Origin of the sequence: Nitrobacter sp. (genome assembly GCF_047149785.1) — a bacterium.
GTDB lineage: Bacteria > Pseudomonadota > Alphaproteobacteria > Rhizobiales > Xanthobacteraceae > Nitrobacter.
Genome location: NZ_BAAGBE010000001.1, coordinates 2,408,358 through 2,426,062, shown reverse-complemented (window position 1 = coordinate 2,426,062; position 17,705 = coordinate 2,408,358). Strand labels below are relative to the sequence as shown.

The 17,705-nt window shown below is 63.2% G+C and carries 17 protein-coding genes; 9 read left to right on the top strand and 8 right to left on the bottom strand.

The genetic code is table 11. The features are described from left to right. The first annotated feature begins 43 nt into the window (after positions 1–43). Together ACMDCM_RS11235 and ACMDCM_RS11230 are read left to right on the top strand one after the other, a co-directional pair. Positions 44–1,258, top strand: coding sequence for an acyl-CoA dehydrogenase (locus tag ACMDCM_RS11235; protein WP_412773638.1), 1,215 nt, complete (start codon positions 44–46; stop codon positions 1,256–1,258). A gap of 144 nt (positions 1,259–1,402) precedes the next feature. Then, positions 1,403–2,332, top strand: a complete 930-nt coding sequence (locus ACMDCM_RS11230) for an MBL fold metallo-hydrolase (RefSeq protein WP_412773637.1) — start codon at positions 1,403–1,405, stop codon at positions 2,330–2,332. 2 nt (positions 2,333–2,334) lie between these two features. Here ACMDCM_RS11230 and ACMDCM_RS11225 read toward each other — a convergent pair whose 3' ends face one another. Together ACMDCM_RS11225 and ACMDCM_RS11220 are read right to left on the bottom strand one after the other, a co-directional pair. Beyond that, positions 2,335–3,177 (bottom strand): DUF1499 domain-containing protein, encoded by an 843-nt coding sequence (locus tag ACMDCM_RS11225; RefSeq protein ID WP_412773636.1) that lies wholly within the window; start codon positions 3,175–3,177, stop codon positions 2,335–2,337. A 287-nt stretch (positions 3,178–3,464) separates the two neighbouring features. Next, positions 3,465–5,078: a fatty-acid--CoA ligase gene (locus tag ACMDCM_RS11220; RefSeq protein WP_412773635.1), complete on the bottom strand. Its 1,614-nt coding sequence runs from the start codon at positions 5,076–5,078 to the stop codon at positions 3,465–3,467. A 129-nt stretch (positions 5,079–5,207) separates the two neighbouring features. Here ACMDCM_RS11220 and ACMDCM_RS11215 point away from each other — a divergent pair, with 129 nt between their 5' ends. Next, entirely contained in the window at positions 5,208–6,260 is a 1,053-nt protein-coding gene (locus ACMDCM_RS11215) for an extensin-like domain-containing protein (protein WP_412773634.1), read from the top strand. A gap of 61 nt (positions 6,261–6,321) precedes the next feature. Here the strand turns inward: ACMDCM_RS11215 and ACMDCM_RS11210 are convergent, their stop codons facing one another. Then, complete coding sequence (locus ACMDCM_RS11210) at positions 6,322–6,999, bottom strand: L,D-transpeptidase (protein WP_412773633.1); 678 nt, start codon at positions 6,997–6,999, stop codon at positions 6,322–6,324. Positions 7,000–7,349: 350 nt separating this feature from the next. Between ACMDCM_RS11210 and ACMDCM_RS11205 the strand changes: the two genes are divergently transcribed. Beyond that, positions 7,350–8,330, top strand: coding sequence for a magnesium transporter CorA family protein (locus tag ACMDCM_RS11205; RefSeq protein ID WP_412773632.1), 981 nt, complete (start codon positions 7,350–7,352; stop codon positions 8,328–8,330). Between the two features lie 133 nt (positions 8,331–8,463). After that, positions 8,464–8,697 (top strand): hypothetical protein, encoded by a 234-nt coding sequence (locus tag ACMDCM_RS11200; protein WP_412773631.1) that lies wholly within the window; start codon positions 8,464–8,466, stop codon positions 8,695–8,697. A gap of 151 nt (positions 8,698–8,848) precedes the next feature. Here ACMDCM_RS11200 and ACMDCM_RS11195 read toward each other — a convergent pair whose 3' ends face one another. Both ACMDCM_RS11195 and pdxH read right to left on the bottom strand, forming a co-directional pair. Further along, positions 8,849–9,640, bottom strand: a complete 792-nt coding sequence (locus tag ACMDCM_RS11195; protein ID WP_412773630.1) for an SDR family NAD(P)-dependent oxidoreductase — start codon at positions 9,638–9,640, stop codon at positions 8,849–8,851. After that, a complete protein-coding gene (pdxH, locus tag ACMDCM_RS11190; protein WP_412773629.1) occupies positions 9,637–10,278 on the bottom strand; it encodes a pyridoxamine 5'-phosphate oxidase in 642 nt (213 codons plus the stop codon). Before pdxH ends, ACMDCM_RS11195 begins: the two co-directional genes overlap by 4 nt. Here pdxH and ACMDCM_RS11185 point away from each other — a divergent pair. Together ACMDCM_RS11185 and ACMDCM_RS11180 are read left to right on the top strand one after the other, a co-directional pair. Beyond that, positions 10,277–10,804 carry an RT0821/Lpp0805 family surface protein gene (locus ACMDCM_RS11185; RefSeq protein ID WP_412773628.1) on the top strand — a complete coding sequence of 176 codons (528 nt, stop codon included), beginning with the start codon at positions 10,277–10,279 and terminating at the stop codon, positions 10,802–10,804. The two genes, pdxH and ACMDCM_RS11185, sit on opposite strands and share 2 nt — an antisense overlap. Positions 10,805–11,018: 214 nt before the next feature. After that, positions 11,019–11,990, top strand: a complete 972-nt coding sequence (locus ACMDCM_RS11180) for a DnaJ C-terminal domain-containing protein (RefSeq protein ID WP_412773627.1) — start codon at positions 11,019–11,021, stop codon at positions 11,988–11,990. Between the two features lie 184 nt (positions 11,991–12,174). Here ACMDCM_RS11180 and ACMDCM_RS11175 read toward each other — a convergent pair whose 3' ends face one another. After that, entirely contained in the window at positions 12,175–13,008 is an 834-nt protein-coding gene (locus tag ACMDCM_RS11175; RefSeq protein ID WP_412773626.1) for an alpha/beta fold hydrolase, read from the bottom strand. A 195-nt stretch (positions 13,009–13,203) separates the two neighbouring features. Here ACMDCM_RS11175 and ACMDCM_RS11170 point away from each other — a divergent pair, with 195 nt between their 5' ends. Together ACMDCM_RS11170 and aroC are read left to right on the top strand one after the other, a co-directional pair. After that, a complete protein-coding gene (locus tag ACMDCM_RS11170; protein ID WP_412773625.1) occupies positions 13,204–13,797 on the top strand; it encodes a histidine phosphatase family protein in 594 nt (197 codons plus the stop codon). A 297-nt stretch (positions 13,798–14,094) separates the two neighbouring features. Further along, the gene (gene aroC / locus ACMDCM_RS11165; protein ID WP_412773624.1) at positions 14,095–15,186 is read left to right on the top strand and encodes a chorismate synthase; all 1,092 of its coding nucleotides are present in this window, start codon (positions 14,095–14,097) and stop codon (positions 15,184–15,186) included. A gap of 30 nt (positions 15,187–15,216) precedes the next feature. Here the strand turns inward: aroC and clpS are convergent, their stop codons facing one another. Together clpS and ACMDCM_RS11155 are read right to left on the bottom strand one after the other, a co-directional pair. After that, positions 15,217–15,522 carry an ATP-dependent Clp protease adapter ClpS gene (clpS, locus tag ACMDCM_RS11160; RefSeq protein WP_412773623.1) on the bottom strand — a complete coding sequence of 102 codons (306 nt, stop codon included), beginning with the start codon at positions 15,520–15,522 and terminating at the stop codon, positions 15,217–15,219. 279 nt (positions 15,523–15,801) lie between these two features. Further along, positions 15,802–17,484, bottom strand: a complete 1,683-nt coding sequence (locus ACMDCM_RS11155) for a methyl-accepting chemotaxis protein (RefSeq protein WP_412773622.1) — start codon at positions 17,482–17,484, stop codon at positions 15,802–15,804. Positions 17,485–17,705 lie beyond the last annotated feature (221 nt).

Sequence of the window (17,705 nt, the reverse complement as noted above, 5' to 3'; positions counted from 1 at the left end):
GATCCGGCTTTGGCGACATTCGGAACCATGTGAAAGGATTGTCATGAGCGTTCGTCCGCAAAGCAAGGACCAACCCGTGCCGGTCTGTTTCCAGTGGGACGATCCGTTCAGTCTGGACGATCAGTTGACCGAAGACGAGCGCATGATCCGCGATACCGCGCACGCCTATGCGCAGGACAAGCTGCAGCCGCGCATCGTCAAGGCCTATCTGGAAGAGAAGACCGATCGCGAAATATTCAGCGAGATGGGCGAACTCGGCCTGATCGGCGTCACCTTGCCGGAACAATACGGCTGCGCCAATGCGAGCTATGTCGCCTACGGCCTGGTCGCGCGGGAGATCGAGCGCGTCGACTCGGGCTACCGCTCCATGAACTCCGTTCAGTCGTCGTTGGTGATGTATCCGATCTATGCCTATGGCGACGAAAGCCAGCGCAGGAAATACCTGCCCAGGCTTGCCACCGGGGAGTGGATCGGTTGTTTCGGCCTCACCGAGCCGGATGCCGGGTCCGATCCCGGCGGCATGAAAACCCATGCCGAGAAGGTATCGGACGGTTATCGGCTGACCGGCTCGAAGATCTGGATTTCCAACGCGCCGATCGCGGACCTGTTCATCGTGTGGGCCCGTTCGGCGGCGCACGACAACCAGGTCCGCGGCTTCGTGCTGGAGAAGGGCATGAAGGGCCTCTCCGCCCCGAAGATCGGCGGCAAGCTCAGCCTGCGCGCGTCGGTCACCGGTGAGATCGTGATGGATGGCGTGGTGGTTCCGGAAGAGAACCTGCTGCCTAACGTGTCCGGACTGAAAGGCCCGTTCGGCTGCCTGAACCGGGCCCGCTACGGCATTTCATGGGGCGTGATGGGCGCGGCGGAAGACTGTCTGCATCGCGCGCGGCAGTACGTGCTGGAGCGAAAGCAGTTCGGTCGTCCGCTGGCGGCGACGCAACTGGTGCAGAAGAAACTCGCGGACATGCAGACCGATATCGCGCTCGGGCTTCAGGGCAGCCTGCGCGTCGGCCGCCTGATGGACGAGGGCCGGATGGCGCCGGAGATGGTCTCCATCATCAAGCGCAACAATTGCGGCAAGGCGCTCGATATCGCGCGGACGGCGCGCGACATGCACGGCGGCAACGGCATCCAGATCGAATATCACGTGATGCGCCACGCCGCCAACCTGGAGACCGTCAACACCTATGAAGGCACCCACGACGTCCACGCGCTGATCCTCGGCCGCGCCATTACCGGCATTTCCGCGTTTTCGTAGGGTTTTCGGAGCGACGCTGCCTTAGTGTTCGTTATGCCCGGCCTTGTGCCGGGCATCCACGTCTTAAAGCAGCAAAAAAACAAGAAGACGTGGATAGCCGGGACGAGCCCGGCCATGACAGCATAAACGTAGGCATTCACCCCGATGTCCGAACCGTCTGACGCCGAAGACGACATCCCGTTCAACCGCGACTTTCCGCTGAGGCCGGGCGTCGCCGAGGAGGTCGTGCCCGGCGTCCGTCGCGTGCTGTGCGACAATCCGGGTCTCTTCACGTTCACAGGAACCGTGAGTTACATCGTCGGCCGCGGCAAGGTCGCGATCATCGATCCGGGGCCGGACAGCGAGGCCCATGCGCAGGCGCTGCTCGATGCGGTGAGGGGCGAAACCGTGACGCACGTCTTCGTCACCCACACCCACAGGGATCATTCGCCGAACGCCGCGCGCATCAAGGCTGCCACCGGCGCGCCGGTTTATGCGGAGGGACCGCATCGCGCCTCGCGTCCGCGTTTTGAAAGCGAAAAGCATAATCCGGAATCGGGCGTTGACCGCGATTTTCATCCGGACGTTCGCCTTCGCGATGGCGACGTGATCGAGGGCGAGAGCTGGCGGCTCGTATCTGTTGCGACGCCGGGCCATACGGCAAACCACATGGCGTTTGCCTGGCCGGAGCGAGGGATCAATTTCGTGGGCGATCACGTCATGGGCTGGTCCACCTCGATCGTCGCGCCGCCGGACGGATCGATGGTCGACTACATGGCTTCGCTCGAGAAGCTGTCGCGCCGGGATGAGCAACTGTATTTTTCAGGCCATGGCCCCGAAATCCCGGATGGGCCGCGGTTCGCGCGGCATCTCGTGCGGCACCGCAGGGCGCGCGAGGCGTCGATCCTGCATCGGCTCGCCAAAGGCGAGGCCGACATTCCGACCCTGGTTCGCGCCATCTATATCGGGCTTGATCCGAGGCTGTCCGCCGCCGCCGGCTATTCGGTGCTCGCGCATCTGGAAGATCTGGTGGCGCGCGGCATGGTGCTCACCGATGGCGACCCCGTCATCGGCGGCCGCTATCGGTTGGCGTGAACCTATCGCTTGATCACGCCCTTGACCGGTGTGCGGGGCTCCTTCTTGAGCTTCTCGACGTTGTTCTCCGCTGCCGCGTTGATGTCGTCGATCAGGCTGCTGATGCGCGCGGCGTTGCTGCCGAGATCATGTTCGAAATAACGCGATGACGAACGGATATCGACGCGCGCTCCGTCGTCATTTGGCGCGATGCGGATCGCGACATCCTCCCGGAATCCCATGATGGGCGTTTTCGCGACGGCCTCGATATGCCCGTTTTGCCGCGGCGACTGTGGCGCGTGCTCGTCGATCACCAGCCATTTGCGCCGGGTGACGAGCCGTCGGACGATGTCGAAGGCCTGTTTGGTGGTCATGTCGAGATCAACCGGTTCGATCTCGGGATAGGCCACGCGCTGCTGTTCGGCGGAGGAAAGGCCGGCATAAACGGCGGTATTGGCGCCGTCGGTGCCGCGCAGCCGCGCCAGCTCCTCGAACTGCGGCGGATTGATCGGATCGGTGGTGATGTCGTGGATCGGCGGCAGCCTGCGATACTGCAGGGCGAGATACGCGGGATAGGCGAGGATCATCACGTCCAGCAGCAGCGCCGTAAGAATGCGTCCTATACCGCGCGAGCCGTCCCGCCAGAGTACGACCAGGCCCGCGAACGCTACCAGGATGGACAGCCCGGCGCAGGCCAGTGCACCGAAGAAGGTTGCCAGCGCGGGCTTGATCTCGAGAAAGCCGAACCTGACGACCATGACGGATACCAGCGTCGCAACCGCCGAAAACAGCGCGAGCCGTCGCGCCCAGGTGGCTAGCGCGGAGAACGGTTCGACTTGGTAAGCGGCGCGGAATCTGCGGGCCATCGGAGGATCTCGTTGGACAGGTGGTTCGTCGCGAGATCACCTAGCGCATTTCGCCATGCGGCGAAACGCCGGCGTAGGCGCGGGTGCTCGTACCGACGGCGACGGCCTGCGCCGCGATGAGAACACCGCGTGGACCATACCGGCGCGCGGGGGCCATTGCCGCAGCACATCGACCAGCGAGCCGGAGTCGCGGCTGGCCTTCACCGCCATGGCCGGAAAACTGCCCGAAGACCGATGCCGTGCTCAATCAAGAGGATAAGGCAAGCGCCTGATCCGACGAAGTTGGATCAGATCCTATAGTCCTTGAACTGTTCGCGTAGCGCCCTTTTCAGGATCTTCCCGGTTGCGGTGTGCGGAATGCTGTCGACGAAGGCGACGTCGTCGGGCATCCACCACTTGCAGATCTTGCCGTCCATGAAGGCGAGAATTTCCTCGCGCGTCACGCTCTCGCCCTGCTTGACGTGAACGATCAGCAGCGGCCGTTCGCCCCACTTCGGATGGTGCACGCCGATCACGGCGGCTTCCGCCACCTTGGGATGGCCGACCGCGACATTTTCCAGATCGATCGAGGAAATCCATTCGCCCCCCGACTTGATGACGTCTTTCGATCGGTCCGTGATCCGCACGTAGCCGTACTCGTCGATGGTGGCAACGTCGCCGGTGTCGAAGAAGCTCTGCTCGTCGAGGATGTTATCTTCGAGGCGGTAATAGGCGCCGGAGATCGCGGGCCCCCGCACCTTGAGCCGGCCTGCGGTCCTGCCGTCCCACGGCAACTCCCTGCCGTCGTCATCGGTGATCTTCATTTCGACCATGAACGGCGCGTAACCCTGCATCTGCAACACGTCGAGCTTGGCCTCTCCCTTGAGGTGGCTGAACTGGCCCTGCAATCCGCCGACGGTGCCGACCGGTGACATTTCCGTCATGCCCCATGCGTGTCGCACCTCGATACCCATGTCGTCGAACGCCTTGATGATCGAGCGCGGCATCGCCGAGCCGCCGCAGATCACGACCTTGAGTTCCGGCAGCCTGAGGTTGCTTGTCTCCATGTGCTGCAGCAGCATCAGCCATACGGTGGGCACCCCCGCAGTGAAGGTAACTTTCTCGGTCGACAGCAACTCGTACACCGATGCGCCGTCGAGTTTGGCGCCGGGCATCACCAGTTTGGTGCCCATGGACGGCGCCGAGAACGCGATTCCCCAGCTATTGGCATGGAACAGCGGCACCACCGGCAGCATTGTGTCCTTCGATGCCGCGCCGAGCGCATCACCGTTGTTGGTTATCATCGCATGCAGCACGTTGGAACGATGCGAATACACAACCCCCTTCGGATTGCCTGTGGTTCCCGACGTATAGCACATCGCCGCCGCGGTATTCTCGTCGAACGTCTTCCAGGCGAAGTCGCCGTCGGCCTCCGCGATCCAGTCTTCATATGCGACCGCATTTTTCAGCGTGGTCTGTGGCATATGTGTCTTGTCGGTGAAAACGATGTAGCGTTCCACGCTCGGCAGCTTGCCGGCGATCTTTTCCAGGATCGGGATGAACGTGATATCGGTCATCACGATCCGGTCTTCGGCATGGTCGATGATCCAGGCGATCTGGTCCGGAAACAAACGGGGATTGACGGTATGGCACACTGCGCCGATGCCCATGATGCCGTACCAGGCTTCGAGATGACGCCAGGTGTTCCAGGCGATGGTGGCGACGCGGTCGCCGAGCTTGATGCCTTCGCGATCGAGCCGCTGCGCCAGTTTCAGCGCGCGGCGGCGAATTTCGGCGTAGTTTGTCCGATGGATTGGGCCTTCAACCGATCGGGTCACCACCTCGCGCCTGCCATGGATCTTCGCCGCGTGATCGATGATCCGATGACACAGCAAGGGCCAGTCTTGCATCAAGCCGTGCATTCAAACCTTCCTCCCGATCCGCGCCCGCGGGCCATCGTTGTCCCGTAAGGGATTGGCATGAAGAAGTTTAACGCCGGGATGGCTCATCTTAAACGGTCGTTTGGTGGCGTGCGCCGCGACCGATTGGCCATGGCTGCGCTCTCGGCCCTCTTCATGCCGGCGGTGGCTCTGGCAGGGACCAAACTGCCGTTGCCGCAGTCTCGCCCGGCCGCCGCTCCGGCGCCCGACGACAAGGAGGCGAGGAAGGGTGCGCCCGCGATGCCCGGGACTTCGCCTTCGCCGTCTGCCTGCCGTCTGGCGCTGACCGATGCGGTCGCCGTCGCCCCGAGCATTCCCGCGATCAAGGGGCCGGGCGCGTGCGGCGGTGATGATCTGGTTCGGCTCGAAGCGGTTGTGCTGACGGATCGGAGCCGCGTCGCTGTCAAGCCGGCCGCCACGCTGCGCTGCCCGATGGCGTCGGCGATCGCGGACTGGATTCGCACCGACATGGCGCCCCTGGCGGAAGGGCTCGGAAGCCGCATCAGTGAGCTCGACAATTTCGATTCGTTCGAATGCCGGGGACGCAACCGGGTTGCCGGAGCAAAACTGTCCGAGCACGGACGAGCCAATGCGCTCGACGTTCGTGCAGTCAGGCTTTCCGACGGTCGGGTGATCGCGTTGACGGATCGCAGTGTCCCGCGCGAGCTGCGCGAAACGGTGCTGAAGTCGGTCTGCGCGCGCTTCACGACCGTATTGGGACCGGGATCGGATGGTTATCACGAAGATCATATCCATCTCGATCTTGCCGAACGCCGCAATGGCTACCGGATTTGTCACTGGGAGATTCATGGTCCCATGCCCGCGGTTGCGCCGTTGCCGCCGGCCGAACGCCCGGCGGAGGCGTCACGGCGCGAAACGGAGGAAACGGCGGATAAGACGTCGAAAACATCCCCGAAACGTGAGACGACGCCTCTTGCCGCCTCACAAGCTGCGCCCGCAGCCGCCTTACCGATGGACGTGGTGCCCAAGCCTCGAAAGCGGTCTGCGGCCGCTGACGCAGCAGATAAGACGATGCGGGGTTCGTCAGAGCCACCGCCACCACCATCGGCGCAATCAACGCGGTTTTCGGCAGCGAAACCTGTCAAGCGCAGACGCAAGCGGCGCATCGACCTGCCGCCGTTCCTCAGACGGCTACTCGATTGATGGCGGCATAAAACAAAAGCGCCGGAGAACCGGCGCTTTTCGGATCACGATACCACAACGGTCAGTAGGTGTTGTCGCCGCCGCCCTGCAACGCCATCTTTGGACTGTAGGGTGAGTCGCCGTGATGCGGCTCAAGCACAACCACCACGGTTCCAAGCTTGACGCGGTTGTAGAGGTCGATGACGTCCTCGTTGGTCATGCGGATGCAACCCGATGAAATCGAGGCGCCGATATATTCCGGCTGGTTGGTGCCATGGATGCGGAACAGCGTGTCCTTGCCGTTGGCGTAAAGGTACAGCGCCCGCGATCCCATCGGGTTGTCCGGACCGGGGGGCACGTATTTCGGCACGCCAAGGCGCTCGATCTCGCCCGGGGTCGGGTGCCAGGCGGGCCATTCGGTCATGGCGCCGACCTTCGCGATACCGGACCATGCCATCGCTTCCTCGCCGACGGTGATGCCGTAACGGATCGCCTTGCCGCCGTCGAGCACGTAATAGAGATAATGGTTGTCGGAATCGACCATGATCGAGCCCGGCGCTTCCTTGCGGTGATAGTCGACGATCGCGCGGCGGAACGGCGCGGCCACCGGCGTTTTCGTATAGGAGACCTTGGCCAGCAGTTCCTTGTCGCGCGGTTTGAAATTGTTGGTGTTGGTGGCCTCGTAATGCGTGGCCTGCATGCAGCCTGACAGCATCAGGCCCGCGGCCAGAATCCCAAGCTTGACCCAAAGAGACGACATTTTTGTCTTCCGAATACCCCGTTGAACCATGACGGTTTGCACCCGAACAGCCACGATTCCTCTGCGCTTTATTATTGTCGAAATTCCCCGAAATTCCAGCACTTAGACGGTGCCGTCGTCACGCGGCGTCGCGTATGTGGTATTTTTGCCGCAAAGCCTCGGCGGTTCCGTTGGAACACGGCGGCGTTAACTGCATGCACGGGCACTGGCGTCTCTCCTTTCGACAAAAAGGAGCGACGGCATCGGGCCGCCACCATGACCCTTTGCCGGGCTTGCCAAATCGATGCGACTTGGCGCACTTCACGTCGTCCGCGTTCACGCGAATCCACGCCGTCATCCCCGGAGGAGCCATGCTCTCGATCTTCGCGCCGGCCGGCCTCGCCTTGCGGAAGACCGGTCCGGCCGATCTCGCCGCGCTGCCGGACAATGCGGTGTGGATCGATCTCGACAAGCCGACCGCAGGCGAAGACCGCGCCGTGGAGCAGCTTGCCGGGGTTGCGGTGCCGACCCGGGAGGACATGCAGGAGATCGAGATTTCCAGCCGCCTCTATCTCGAGAACGGCGCGCGCTACATGACCGCGAGCCTGATATGCGGCAGCGAGACCGGCGCGCCGCGCATCACCCCGGTTACCTTCATCCTGTCCAAGCATCGACTCGTTACCGTGCGCTACGATGCGCCAAAACCGTTCACGCTGGTGGAGAACAAGCTTGCGCGCGCCGCCCCGCAGGGCTTGACGGGCGAGGGCGTGCTGCTCGAACTGCTCGATGCCGTGATCGACCGCTGCGCCGACATCCTGGAGCGCGCCGGCGCCGACGTCGATCAGGTCAGCCACGACATCTTCGAGCCGGAAGAATCCGCGCGCACCGGTCACGCCAAGCGCTATTCCGAAATCCTGATCACGATCGGCCGCAAGGGCGATCTCACCTCGAAGGTCCGCGAGAGTCTTGTCTCGATCGGCAGGCTCGTCACCTTCGTCGCCACTGAGACCGACAGCATCAAATGGTCGAAGGAAATGCGCGCGCAACTCAAGACCATGCAGCGCGATGTCGCGTCGCTGACCGATCACGCGTCCTATCTGTCGAACAAGATCACCTTCGTGCTCGACGCGATGCTCGGGGTCGTCAATCTCGAGCAGAACAACATCATCAAGCTGTTTTCGGTGATGGCGGTGGTCTTGATGCCGCCGACTCTGATCGCCTCGATCTACGGCATGAACTTCAAGATGATGCCGGAACTGGACTGGCCGCACGGCTACCCGTTTGCGCTCGTCATGATGGTGCTCGTCGCGGTGCTGCCCTATATGGTCTTCAAGTGGAAGAAATGGTTGTGAGCAGACGTCTTTTCCCTCGTGGCGCCACGCGACGGGCCCGCCACATTTTTCCTCGTAAAATTTGAGTGTTCGCCTGAACGGATTCCAAAAAAAATTACTGTCATAACTCCTGCATGAAACTGCGGGAGCTACAATGGTTGAGAAAGTCGTAACCCGGGATCGCAACGTCCTTGATTTTCGCAACTATCAACAGTTGCGCAAATCCAGGATGGACGAGGCATCCGCGCGCCTCGCCGCCGCTCCTGCGCGCACCTGCCGGCATTGCGGCGCGGCGCTGCTTGATGGCGAGAGCGACGATGATTGTTCGAGTGCGGTTCTCGCGCCGCCTGTGCTGCGCGCGCCGCCGCGCCGGTTTTGTGCGGAATGAAACGGCGCCTCTCGTCTCCCGGGAGGTCGGCAGTGCCGGTGAGGAACGCTGGAGCCTTTCCGCTTCTGATGGGATCAGAAGCGGGACTCTATGTTTTTGATTTGACGCGTTTTCTTTACGCGAACCGGTAGCCACTTCGCTTGAAAACGTTCTAGACGTGTTGACCGCCGTTGATGTGAATCTCGGCGCCGTTGACGTATGAACTCGTCTCCGTGCACAGCACGTAGACGATCTTCGCCACTTCGTCCGGCGTGCCGAGCCGGCGCAGCGGGATCTGCCGCTGGACGATCTTCTCGGTGCCTGGCGACAGGATCGAGGTGTCGATCTCGCCGGGCGCGATTGCATTGACGCGCACCCCGATGCGGCCGAAGTCGGCCGCCATCTCGCGGGTCAGCGAGGCCAGCGCCGCTTTCGAGGTCGCATAAGCCGCGCCCGCGAACGGATGCACGCGCGAGCCGGCGATCGAGGTGACGTTCACGACGGAGCCTTTCGCGGCCTTCAATTCGCCGATCAGTCCGCGCGCCAGCATGATCGGCGCCATGAAGTTGACGCGGAACACCTTCTCCCAGGTTTCCATGTCGGTGTTCAGCGAGCCGAGCCGCGCGCCGCCTTCGCCCTTCGGCGAGATCGCCGCATTGTTGACCAGCGCGTGCAGCCGGCCGCCCTCGAGCCGAGAACGAATCTCCTGGATCGCTTGCATGGTATTTTCCGGGTCGGACAGATCGACCTGGATGTGGTCCTCGGGTCCGGCGTCCCAGGGGCACTGTTCGGGAAACGGATGCCGCGAACAGGTGATGACGCGCCATCCCGCACTGGAGAACCGGATCACCGTCGCGTGGCCGATGCCGCGGCTCGCGCCGGTCAGCAGCAGCGTGCGGCGCGGCGCATTGGGGTCGGCCACCGTCGCCATTTCGGTTCGAGGGTTTGCCTTGTCCGGGGTCATGGATACAGCCTTGTCCTGGTCCACCGCCCATCAGGCGTCGTGCGGCGGAATTCGATGCGGTCGTGCAGGCGGAACGGACGGTCGTGCCAGAATTCGAACTGCGCCGGCGTGATCCGCCAGCCGCTCCAGCCTGGTGGCCGCGGCACACTACCGATGACGTATTTTGCGGCTTCTTTGGCGATTGCCTGCTCGAACGCAAAACGGCTCTCCAGCGGTTGCGACTGCTTGCTGGCCCAGGCACCGATCTGCGCCTGCTTCGGGCGGGTGGCGAAATAGGCGTCGGCCTCGGCGTCGGTCACGGGCGTCACCGCCCCGCGAACGCGGACCTGCCGGCGCAGCGACTTCCAGTGGAACAACAGCGCCGCTTTGGGATTTGCGGCAAGTTCGCGGCCCTTGGCGCTGGCGATGTGGCTGTAGAACACGAAGCCCTCCGCGTCATAGCCCTTCATCAGCACCATGCGCACGTCGGGCAGGCCGTCGGCATCGGCCGTTGCGAGCGCCATGGCGTTGGGATCGTTGGGTTCCGACGCGACGGCCTCCGCGAACCAGGCCGCAAACAGCATGAAGGGCTCCGGAGCTTCCGTGAAATCACCGGACGTTAACTGGCTTGTGTCCTTGATATCCATGGTGTCGTTCATGCGTGGAGTCCATAGGGTGCGCCGGTCTGCCGTCGAAAGTCCGTTGCAGTCCTTATACAGCGCAAATCTGTATAGGGCATGTCTGCATGTCGGCCTATCCGCGATCCGGCCCGCCGCCACGGTTGTGACGGTAATTCTGATCGGGGCAACGGCCGGAGGTTGCAGTTTGGCCCGCAATGACGGGGCTTTCGCGCAGATGACCGCCGGAGATACCACCGGATCGATCGCGTCGCCCGCGCGCACCGGTCCGACGGATACCGATCTCGCCTTCGCCCGCACGGCCGCCTCCGATGTGTTGACCAAAGGGAGCAAGGACGCGAGCCAGCCGTGGGAAAATCCCTCGACGGGCGCGCGGGGTTCGGTAACGCCGCTGGCACAGGCCTACACGGCTGAGGGGCGCACCTGCCGCGATTTTTTGGCGAGTTACGTTAACGGAAACTCCGAAAGCTGGCTGCAGGGCGCGGCCTGCAGGTCCGGCGGCGGCCGATGGGAAATCCAGTCGCTCAAACCGTGGCGGCGAAGCTAGAGCGTTTTCGAGCGAAGTGGCTACCGGTTCGCGTAAAGAAAACGCGTCAAAACAAAAACATAGAGCCCCGCTTCTGATTCATCAGAAGCGGAAAGGCTCTAGACTGCAGAGTGGCTTTCGCCAACCCGTTGCAAAAATGCCACGGATACCCCAGATGATAGGCACATGGGTCCGGGGGCCCATGGTCCGAACGTCCTGAAGGAGACTGAGACGGATGCGCGACCCCTATGAGGTCTTGGGGGTGCAGCGGGGCGCCACCGCGGCGGCGATCAAGAATGCTTTTCGCAAGCTTGCGAAAAAGCACCATCCCGATGCCAACAAGAACGATCCGAAGGCTGCCGAACGCTTCGCGGAGGTGAATTCCGCCAACGAGATCCTTGGCGACGAGGCCAGGCGCAAGCAGTTCGACCGCGGCGAGATCGGCGCCGACGGCAAGCCGCGCTTTCAGGGTTTTCCGGGCGGCGGCGGTCCGCGCGGCGCGCGTCCTGGCGGCGGATTCGAGCAGTACGGCTTTCGCGCCGGCGGCGCTGCCCCTGGTTTTGACGGGGACGGATTCGACGACATCCTCAACAGCATGTTCGGCGGACCACCGGGGAGCGGACCGCGGGGCGGGCGCCGCGGCGGCGCGCGATTCGACTTCGACTCCAGCACGTTCGGCGCGCCTGACCTTGATCACAACGTCGCCATGACGGTGTCGCTGGAGGAGTCGGTCAGGGGTGGCGACAAGCGCGTCCGCCTGCCAAGCGGCAAGGAACTTAATGTCCGGATTCCGGCTGGCGTCACCTCCGGACAGCAGATCCGGCTGAGGGGGCAGGGCGACACCGCGCCCGGCCATCGGCCCGGCGATCTTCTTATCACGGTGACCGTGGCGCCGCATCCGGTCTTCGAGGTCGATGGCAACGACCTGCGCGCCGATCTGCCTGTCACGCTTTACGAGGCGGTGCTCGGCGGCAAGGTGCGGGTGCCGACGCTTGGCGGCGCGGTCGAACTGTCGATCCCGAAGAACACCTCTGGCGGCCGCACCTTTCGTCTCAAGGGCAAGGGCATTCCGAAGGGCGGCGCGTCCGGCGATCTGTTCGTCACCACGCGCATCATCCTGCCTGACGGCAACGACGCCGAGCTTGAGGACTTGATGGAGAAGTGGCGCGACGTGCACCCCTATAATCCTCGCCGCGATATGGGATAGAGCGTTTCGAGCGAAGGCATCGATGCGGTTTGCGTCACCGTTCGTCCCCGCGTCCGCCCGATCCGGCATGACCGGAAAAGTATTTAGAGCATGATCCCGAAAAGTGGAAACCGGTTTTCGGAAAAGATCATGCTCAAACAAAAAGATAAGCGACGAGTCTGGTTCAACGCAGTTGAAACAGACTCTAGCTCCCTTGTTGTTCGCAGTCGCCGGCAAACGCATTGAGCAGCGCGTTGAAGGTGTCCGCCTGTTCCCACTGCGGAATATGGCCGGCGTCGGGGATACTCTGGACTGCCCCGCGCCACAGCGTCGGCATCGCCAGCGTGCTGACGTAAGCGCCGTTGATGAGTTGGTCCTCCGCGCCGTGCAGCACCGCGAGCGGCCGGGTCAGGCTGGCGACAACCTCGACCTCGTCACGGAAGCCGTCCGGCGTGATGCTCGCGCCGAGAGTTTTGCGAGCGCGGCCGTCCGTTCGCAGGACGTCGTCGACCATGAAAGCCGGCAGGTCGGCGACGCCCGGCCTGAAAGCCGCGGCGACATAGCCTCTGGCCTGTTTTTCGGTAAGATCCTGCGCAAAGGTGCAGGCCATCGCCGGATGCATCAGGAACGCCTGCTTGACCGCGGGCGGAAACGCAAACGGCGGCGTGCCGAAGATCGCAAAACCCTTGGCCTGCGGCAGGTCGGGTGCGGCCTCCAGCACGATATGTCCGCCGAGGCTCCAGCCGACGAAAATTGCGTCCGCTGCATCCAGGTGCTCGGCGACATGGCGCATCACGCGCGCATGGCCTGGCATGGTGTAGGTGGAGTCGGGATCGGCCGCGTTGTCGGACTCGCCATGTCCCGGCAGGTCGAACGCGACCACGCGATGCGCCATGCCGAGATTTCCATCCAGTTGCCGCGCAAAAGCCTTCGACGACGCCGAGTTGCCGTGAACCAGAACGATGGTGCTGCCGGTGCCGGCGGATTGCCGGTACGCGATCCGGCCCGCGTCCGTGGTGATGCTTCCGGTCGTTGTCATAAGTCCCTCTCCGCGCATGATGTGGCGGTGGGACCATGACCAAAATGTATCGGCTGGGAAAGAGGCTTGCGTCTTGGTTCTCGATGCCGTGGCCGCAGTTCAGCGGCGTATCGCCGCTGGCGTATGTCGTCGGGCCGAAATGGTGTATATCCCGGAGCGCCCCGCCTCGCCGATGCCAGATCCTATCCTCTTGACATGCACACCATCTACTACATCCGCCACGGCAAGACCGAATGGAACGCCGACGGCCGCTTCCAGGGCCTGCAGGACATTCCGCTCAATGATGTCGGCCGCGCCGAGGCGGTGAAGGCGGGTGACATTCTGCGCAAGCTGTTTGCGCGCGAGGGGCGCGATCCCGTTGGTTTGGGCTTCGTCACGAGCCCGCTGTCCCGCGCGCGCGGCACCATGGAATTGATGCGCGGCGTGCTGAGCCTGCCGCCGCACGACTATTCGGTCGACGAACGCTTGCGCGAAGTCGGTTACGGGCACTGGGAGGGTCTGACGCTTGCGCAGATGAAGGCTGCCCATCCCGACGTCTTCGCGGCCCGCGAGGTCGACAAATGGAGCGTGGCGCCGCCTGGTGGCGAAAGCTATGCCTCGGCCACGTCGCGGTTGCGCGACTGGTATCACTCGCTGAAGTCCGGCACTGTCGCCGTGGCGCATAGCGGTACGGCTCGGGCGCTGATGGTCGTGCTCGGCCTTGAGACGCCGCAAGCAGCCGCCAGTCTGCGGATCGAGCAGGGCGCGGTGTATGTCCTGCGCGAGGACGGACTGGCGAAGCATGGCTGAGGGCCAAAGCAACCGTACATCCGGGCCGGACCCGTCCCGGCCATCACCGCCTTTATCCCGCTTCTCAAAGCCAGATGACGTGGATGCCCGGTACAGGGCCGGGCATGACGAACGTTGCGATTTTCGCCGCTTTGCCGCTTAGAGAAGGAGCATTTTTGCTCCAAAGGTTTGCGATTTTTGCTACTTCCGGCTACGACAATTGCAAACATGCAGGCCAATATCTGCGAGATTGCAACTTTGTAGGTGCGATCCTGCAGGTGGCCAATTGCATTTTTTACAAACCTGCTTGGTTGGTTCATGTCCCACAACACCTTCGGTCATTTGTTCCGCGTCACGACCTTTGGCGAGAGCCACGGGGTTGCGATCGGCTGCGTGGTCGACGGTTGCCCGCCGCAGCTCGCCCTGACGGTCGAGGAGATCCAGCGCGATCTCGACCGCCGCCGTCCGGGCCAGTCGCGCTTCACCACGCAGCGGCAGGAAGCCGATGCGGTGAAGATTCTGTCGGGTGTCATGCCGCATCCCGAAACCGGCGAGCAGGTGACGACCGGCACGCCGATCGCGCTGCTGATCGAGAACACCGACCAACGCTCGAAGGACTACTCCGAGATCAAGGACAAGTTTCGGCCCGGCCACGCCGATTTCACCTATGAGGCGAAGTATGGCATCCGCGACCATCGCGGCGGCGGCCGCTCCTCGGCGCGCGAGACGGCGATGCGCGTTGCGGCCGGAGCCATCGCGCGCAAGATCATCCCCGGCATGATCGTTCGCGGCGCGCTGGTGCAGATGGGACCGCACAAGATCGACCGCGAAAAATGGGACTGGGACGAGACCGCAAGAAATCCGTTCTTCTGTCCGGACAAGGACAAGGCCGCGTTCTTCGAAAGCTATCTCGATGGCATCCGCAAGAGCGGCTCGTCGATCGGCGCCGTGATCGAAGTGGTGGCCGAAGGCGTGCCCGCAGGGCTTGGCGCGCCGATCTATGCCAAGCTCGACGGCGACCTCGCCGCCGCGCTGATGAGCATCAATGCGGTGAAGGGCGTCGAGATCGGCGCGGGCTTCGAGGCCGCCGCGCTCACCGGCGAGGAGAACGCCGACGAGATGCGCACCGGCAGCCATGGCCCGGTGTTCACCTCCAACCATGCCGGCGGCATATTGGGCGGCATCTCAACCGGCCAGCCGGTGGTGGCGCGGTTTGCTGTCAAGCCGACGTCGTCGATCCTGTCGCCGCGCAAGACCGTCGATCGCAACGGCACGGACACTGAAATCTTCACCAAAGGCCGCCACGATCCCTGCGTCGGCATCCGCGCGGTGCCGGTGGGCGAGGCCATGGTCGCTTGCGTGCTGGCCGATCACTTCCTGCGCCATCGTGGCCAGGTCGGCCCGCGCTGACGGTCCTCGAAGCCGTGGTCCTCGAAGCCGCTATTCTTCGGGCTCCGTCGTGAACAGCAGCGGAAAGCCCGCGGTGCGGCCGGCGTCGGTGGCGCGGGTCGCCTTGGTCTCAGCGATGTCCTTCGCGAACACGCCGACGACGCAGGATCCGAGCCGGTGCGCTGTGATCATCACCTTGTGCGCCTGATCCTCGGTCATGTTGAATTCGGCCTTGAGCACCATCACGACGAATTCGCGTGGCGTGTAGTCGTCGTTGTGGAGGATGACCTTGTGCAGACGCGGACGTTCGGTTTTGGTTTCGATCTTTTTCCGCGGTTTGATGGCAGTATCGCTCATTCGGGCTATCCCTGGATCGGAGCGTTTTCGAGCGAACGGCCGCCAATCGGGCCGCGAAAACAAATTAAAACTCGCGTTTTCGAGCGACGCATGTCCTCGGCCTTGACCGGGGGATGACAGATTCGCGTAAAGAAAACGCATCGATCAAACGTGGAACCCCGATCTGGCGTCGGCGGCCGTGACCTGTAGAATATAGCGTCGGAAGTCGCTGCGAAAAGGGGCGGCAAGCCCATCCGCGGCCGCGTGGGCGGCGAACGTCGCCGCCCGCGCAAGTCCGGCTCAGGCCGCGCGGACCGTGTGCAGGAAGTTCTCGACTTCCATTTTCAAACGGGCGCTTTCGGTTGACAGCATTTGCGCCGAGGACAGAACCTGGCTCGACGCCGAGCCGGTTTCGCCGGCGCCGCGGCTGACCTCGGTGATGCTGGAGGCGACCTCGCCGCTGCGCTGAGCCGCTTGCTGGACATTGCGGGCGATCTCCTGCGTCGCCGCACCCTGCTCTTCGACTGCGGCGGCGATCGCCGAGGAAATTTCGGAAATCAGTTTGATGGTGTTGCCGATCTCGCGGATCGCGGTCACCGAATCATGTGTGGCGGACTGGATGTCTGCGATCTGAGCACTGATTTCGTCGGTCGCTTTCGCGGTCTGCGCCGCCAGCGTCTTGACCTCGGATGCGACCACCGCGAAGCCGCGGCCGGCATCGCCAGCTCTCGCTGCCTCGATGGTGGCGTTGAGTGCCAGCAGGTTGGTTTGTTCGGCGACCGCCGTGATCAGTTTGACGACGTCGCCAATCCGGCCCGCCGCCTGCGACAGCTCCGTAATGTTGCTGTCGGTCCGCTCGGCCTGCCTGACGGCGTCGCTGGCGACACGGCTCGCCTCGTGGACCTGCCGGCCGATTTCATGAACGGAGGAGGTGATTTCCTCCGTGGCGCTGGCGACCGATTGCACGTTGGAAGAAACCTCCTGCGAGGCGGCGGCGGCTTCGCCGGATGTCTTGCCGGTGGTCTCGGCGGTCGCCGTCAGGGTATTGGCTGCGGCCTCAAGCTCGGTCGAGGATGATGACAGCGAGCCCACCAGTTCGCCGATCATCGATTCGAATTCGCCGGTGATGGTATCGATGCGCTGGGCGCGCTGGAGTTTGGCCGCGGCATCGTGCGACGCAGCCTCGTCGGCCGCCTTCTTGGCGATCAGCGCGGTTTTGAAGACCTGAAGCGCATCGGCCATCGTGCCGACTTCGTTCTTTTCGCCTAGGTGCGGAACGACGGCGGAAAGATCTCCGGCGCCCAGGGCCCGCATCGGCGCGACGATCGAGGCGATCACGCGCGAGATGTCGCGCACCATGTAGACGGCTATGCCGATGCCGAACATCAGCGCCACCGACATGATGGCGATCACGATCATGAGGGCTTCCTTATAGTTTTGGCTGGCTGCATGACCCGCGGCGTCGGCTCCCGCGTTGTTCAGTTCGATCGCCCTGCGCAGGGTTTCATCGGCCTTCAGGCCGATCTGATAGACCTTGTCCTTGCCGGCGTTCAGGTCGGCCTTGACGTCGCTTTTCCGCGATATGGCGATCAGATCCCGGACGCCTGCGACATAGGATGCCCATTGCTTGGAAAATGCGTTGTAGAGTCGGTGTTCGTCAGGAGAGGCGATCATCGGCTCATAGGCCTTGCGCGTCTTTTCGACGGCCTGTCCCACGGTATCCAGCGTTTTCTCGGCGGCGTCCTTTCCGGCGGCGTCGGTAGCGAGCAGGTGGGAGTGGACCGCGATTCCGTAGGTGATGACATTCGCGCGCAACTCGCCGAGTTCGCGGACACTGGGGAGCCAGTTGGTCCGGATATCAACCGCGCGGGCGTGGATGGATCCCATTTCAAGCAGGGTCAGTCCTCCCATTGTGGCCATGGCCAGCAGGAGAAACGAGATGACGGCTGTGATTTTGGCGCGAATTGAAAGGCGGGAAAGCATCATTCTGATCCTTTGGATAGTCCGCGGGTGGCTGACGGAACGTCGATGCGCCGGCTGAGAGGGAGCGAAGCGCGGGGAATAATGGGGCGTTCCTGGTCACGAAGGCTGCTCCCCGTTGCGGGGGGTACCAGGACTCGTTCCCGGATCATGAACGAGTTGAATGAAATGTTCGTAAACAACGAGTATGCCGCGTGCGCTGAAATCAGACGTTGTGCGCGCGG

Coding starts and splice junctions, on each gene's coding strand:
- ACMDCM_RS11235 (WP_412773638.1), top strand. CDS start 44: ATGAGCGTTCGTCCGCAAAGCAAGGACCAACCCGTGCCGGTCTGTTTC.
- ACMDCM_RS11230 (WP_412773637.1), top strand. CDS start 1,403: ATGTCCGAACCGTCTGACGCCGAAGACGACATCCCGTTCAACCGCGAC.
- ACMDCM_RS11225 (WP_412773636.1), bottom strand. CDS start 3,177: ATGGCCCGCAGATTCCGCGCCGCTTACCAAGTCGAACCGTTCTCCGCG.
- ACMDCM_RS11220 (WP_412773635.1), bottom strand. CDS start 5,078: ATGCACGGCTTGATGCAAGACTGGCCCTTGCTGTGTCATCGGATCATC.
- ACMDCM_RS11215 (WP_412773634.1), top strand. CDS start 5,208: ATGGCTGCGCTCTCGGCCCTCTTCATGCCGGCGGTGGCTCTGGCAGGG.
- ACMDCM_RS11210 (WP_412773633.1), bottom strand. CDS start 6,999: ATGTCGTCTCTTTGGGTCAAGCTTGGGATTCTGGCCGCGGGCCTGATG.
- ACMDCM_RS11205 (WP_412773632.1), top strand. CDS start 7,350: ATGCTCTCGATCTTCGCGCCGGCCGGCCTCGCCTTGCGGAAGACCGGT.
- ACMDCM_RS11200 (WP_412773631.1), top strand. CDS start 8,464: ATGGTTGAGAAAGTCGTAACCCGGGATCGCAACGTCCTTGATTTTCGC.
- ACMDCM_RS11195 (WP_412773630.1), bottom strand. CDS start 9,640: ATGACCCCGGACAAGGCAAACCCTCGAACCGAAATGGCGACGGTGGCC.
- ACMDCM_RS11185 (WP_412773628.1), top strand. CDS start 10,277: ATGCGTGGAGTCCATAGGGTGCGCCGGTCTGCCGTCGAAAGTCCGTTG.
- pdxH (WP_412773629.1), bottom strand. CDS start 10,278: ATGAACGACACCATGGATATCAAGGACACAAGCCAGTTAACGTCCGGT.
- ACMDCM_RS11180 (WP_412773627.1), top strand. CDS start 11,019: ATGCGCGACCCCTATGAGGTCTTGGGGGTGCAGCGGGGCGCCACCGCG.
- ACMDCM_RS11175 (WP_412773626.1), bottom strand. CDS start 13,008: ATGACAACGACCGGAAGCATCACCACGGACGCGGGCCGGATCGCGTAC.
- ACMDCM_RS11170 (WP_412773625.1), top strand. CDS start 13,204: ATGCACACCATCTACTACATCCGCCACGGCAAGACCGAATGGAACGCC.
- aroC (WP_412773624.1), top strand. CDS start 14,095: ATGTCCCACAACACCTTCGGTCATTTGTTCCGCGTCACGACCTTTGGC.
- clpS (WP_412773623.1), bottom strand. CDS start 15,522: ATGAGCGATACTGCCATCAAACCGCGGAAAAAGATCGAAACCAAAACC.
- ACMDCM_RS11155 (WP_412773622.1), bottom strand. CDS start 17,484: ATGCTTTCCCGCCTTTCAATTCGCGCCAAAATCACAGCCGTCATCTCG.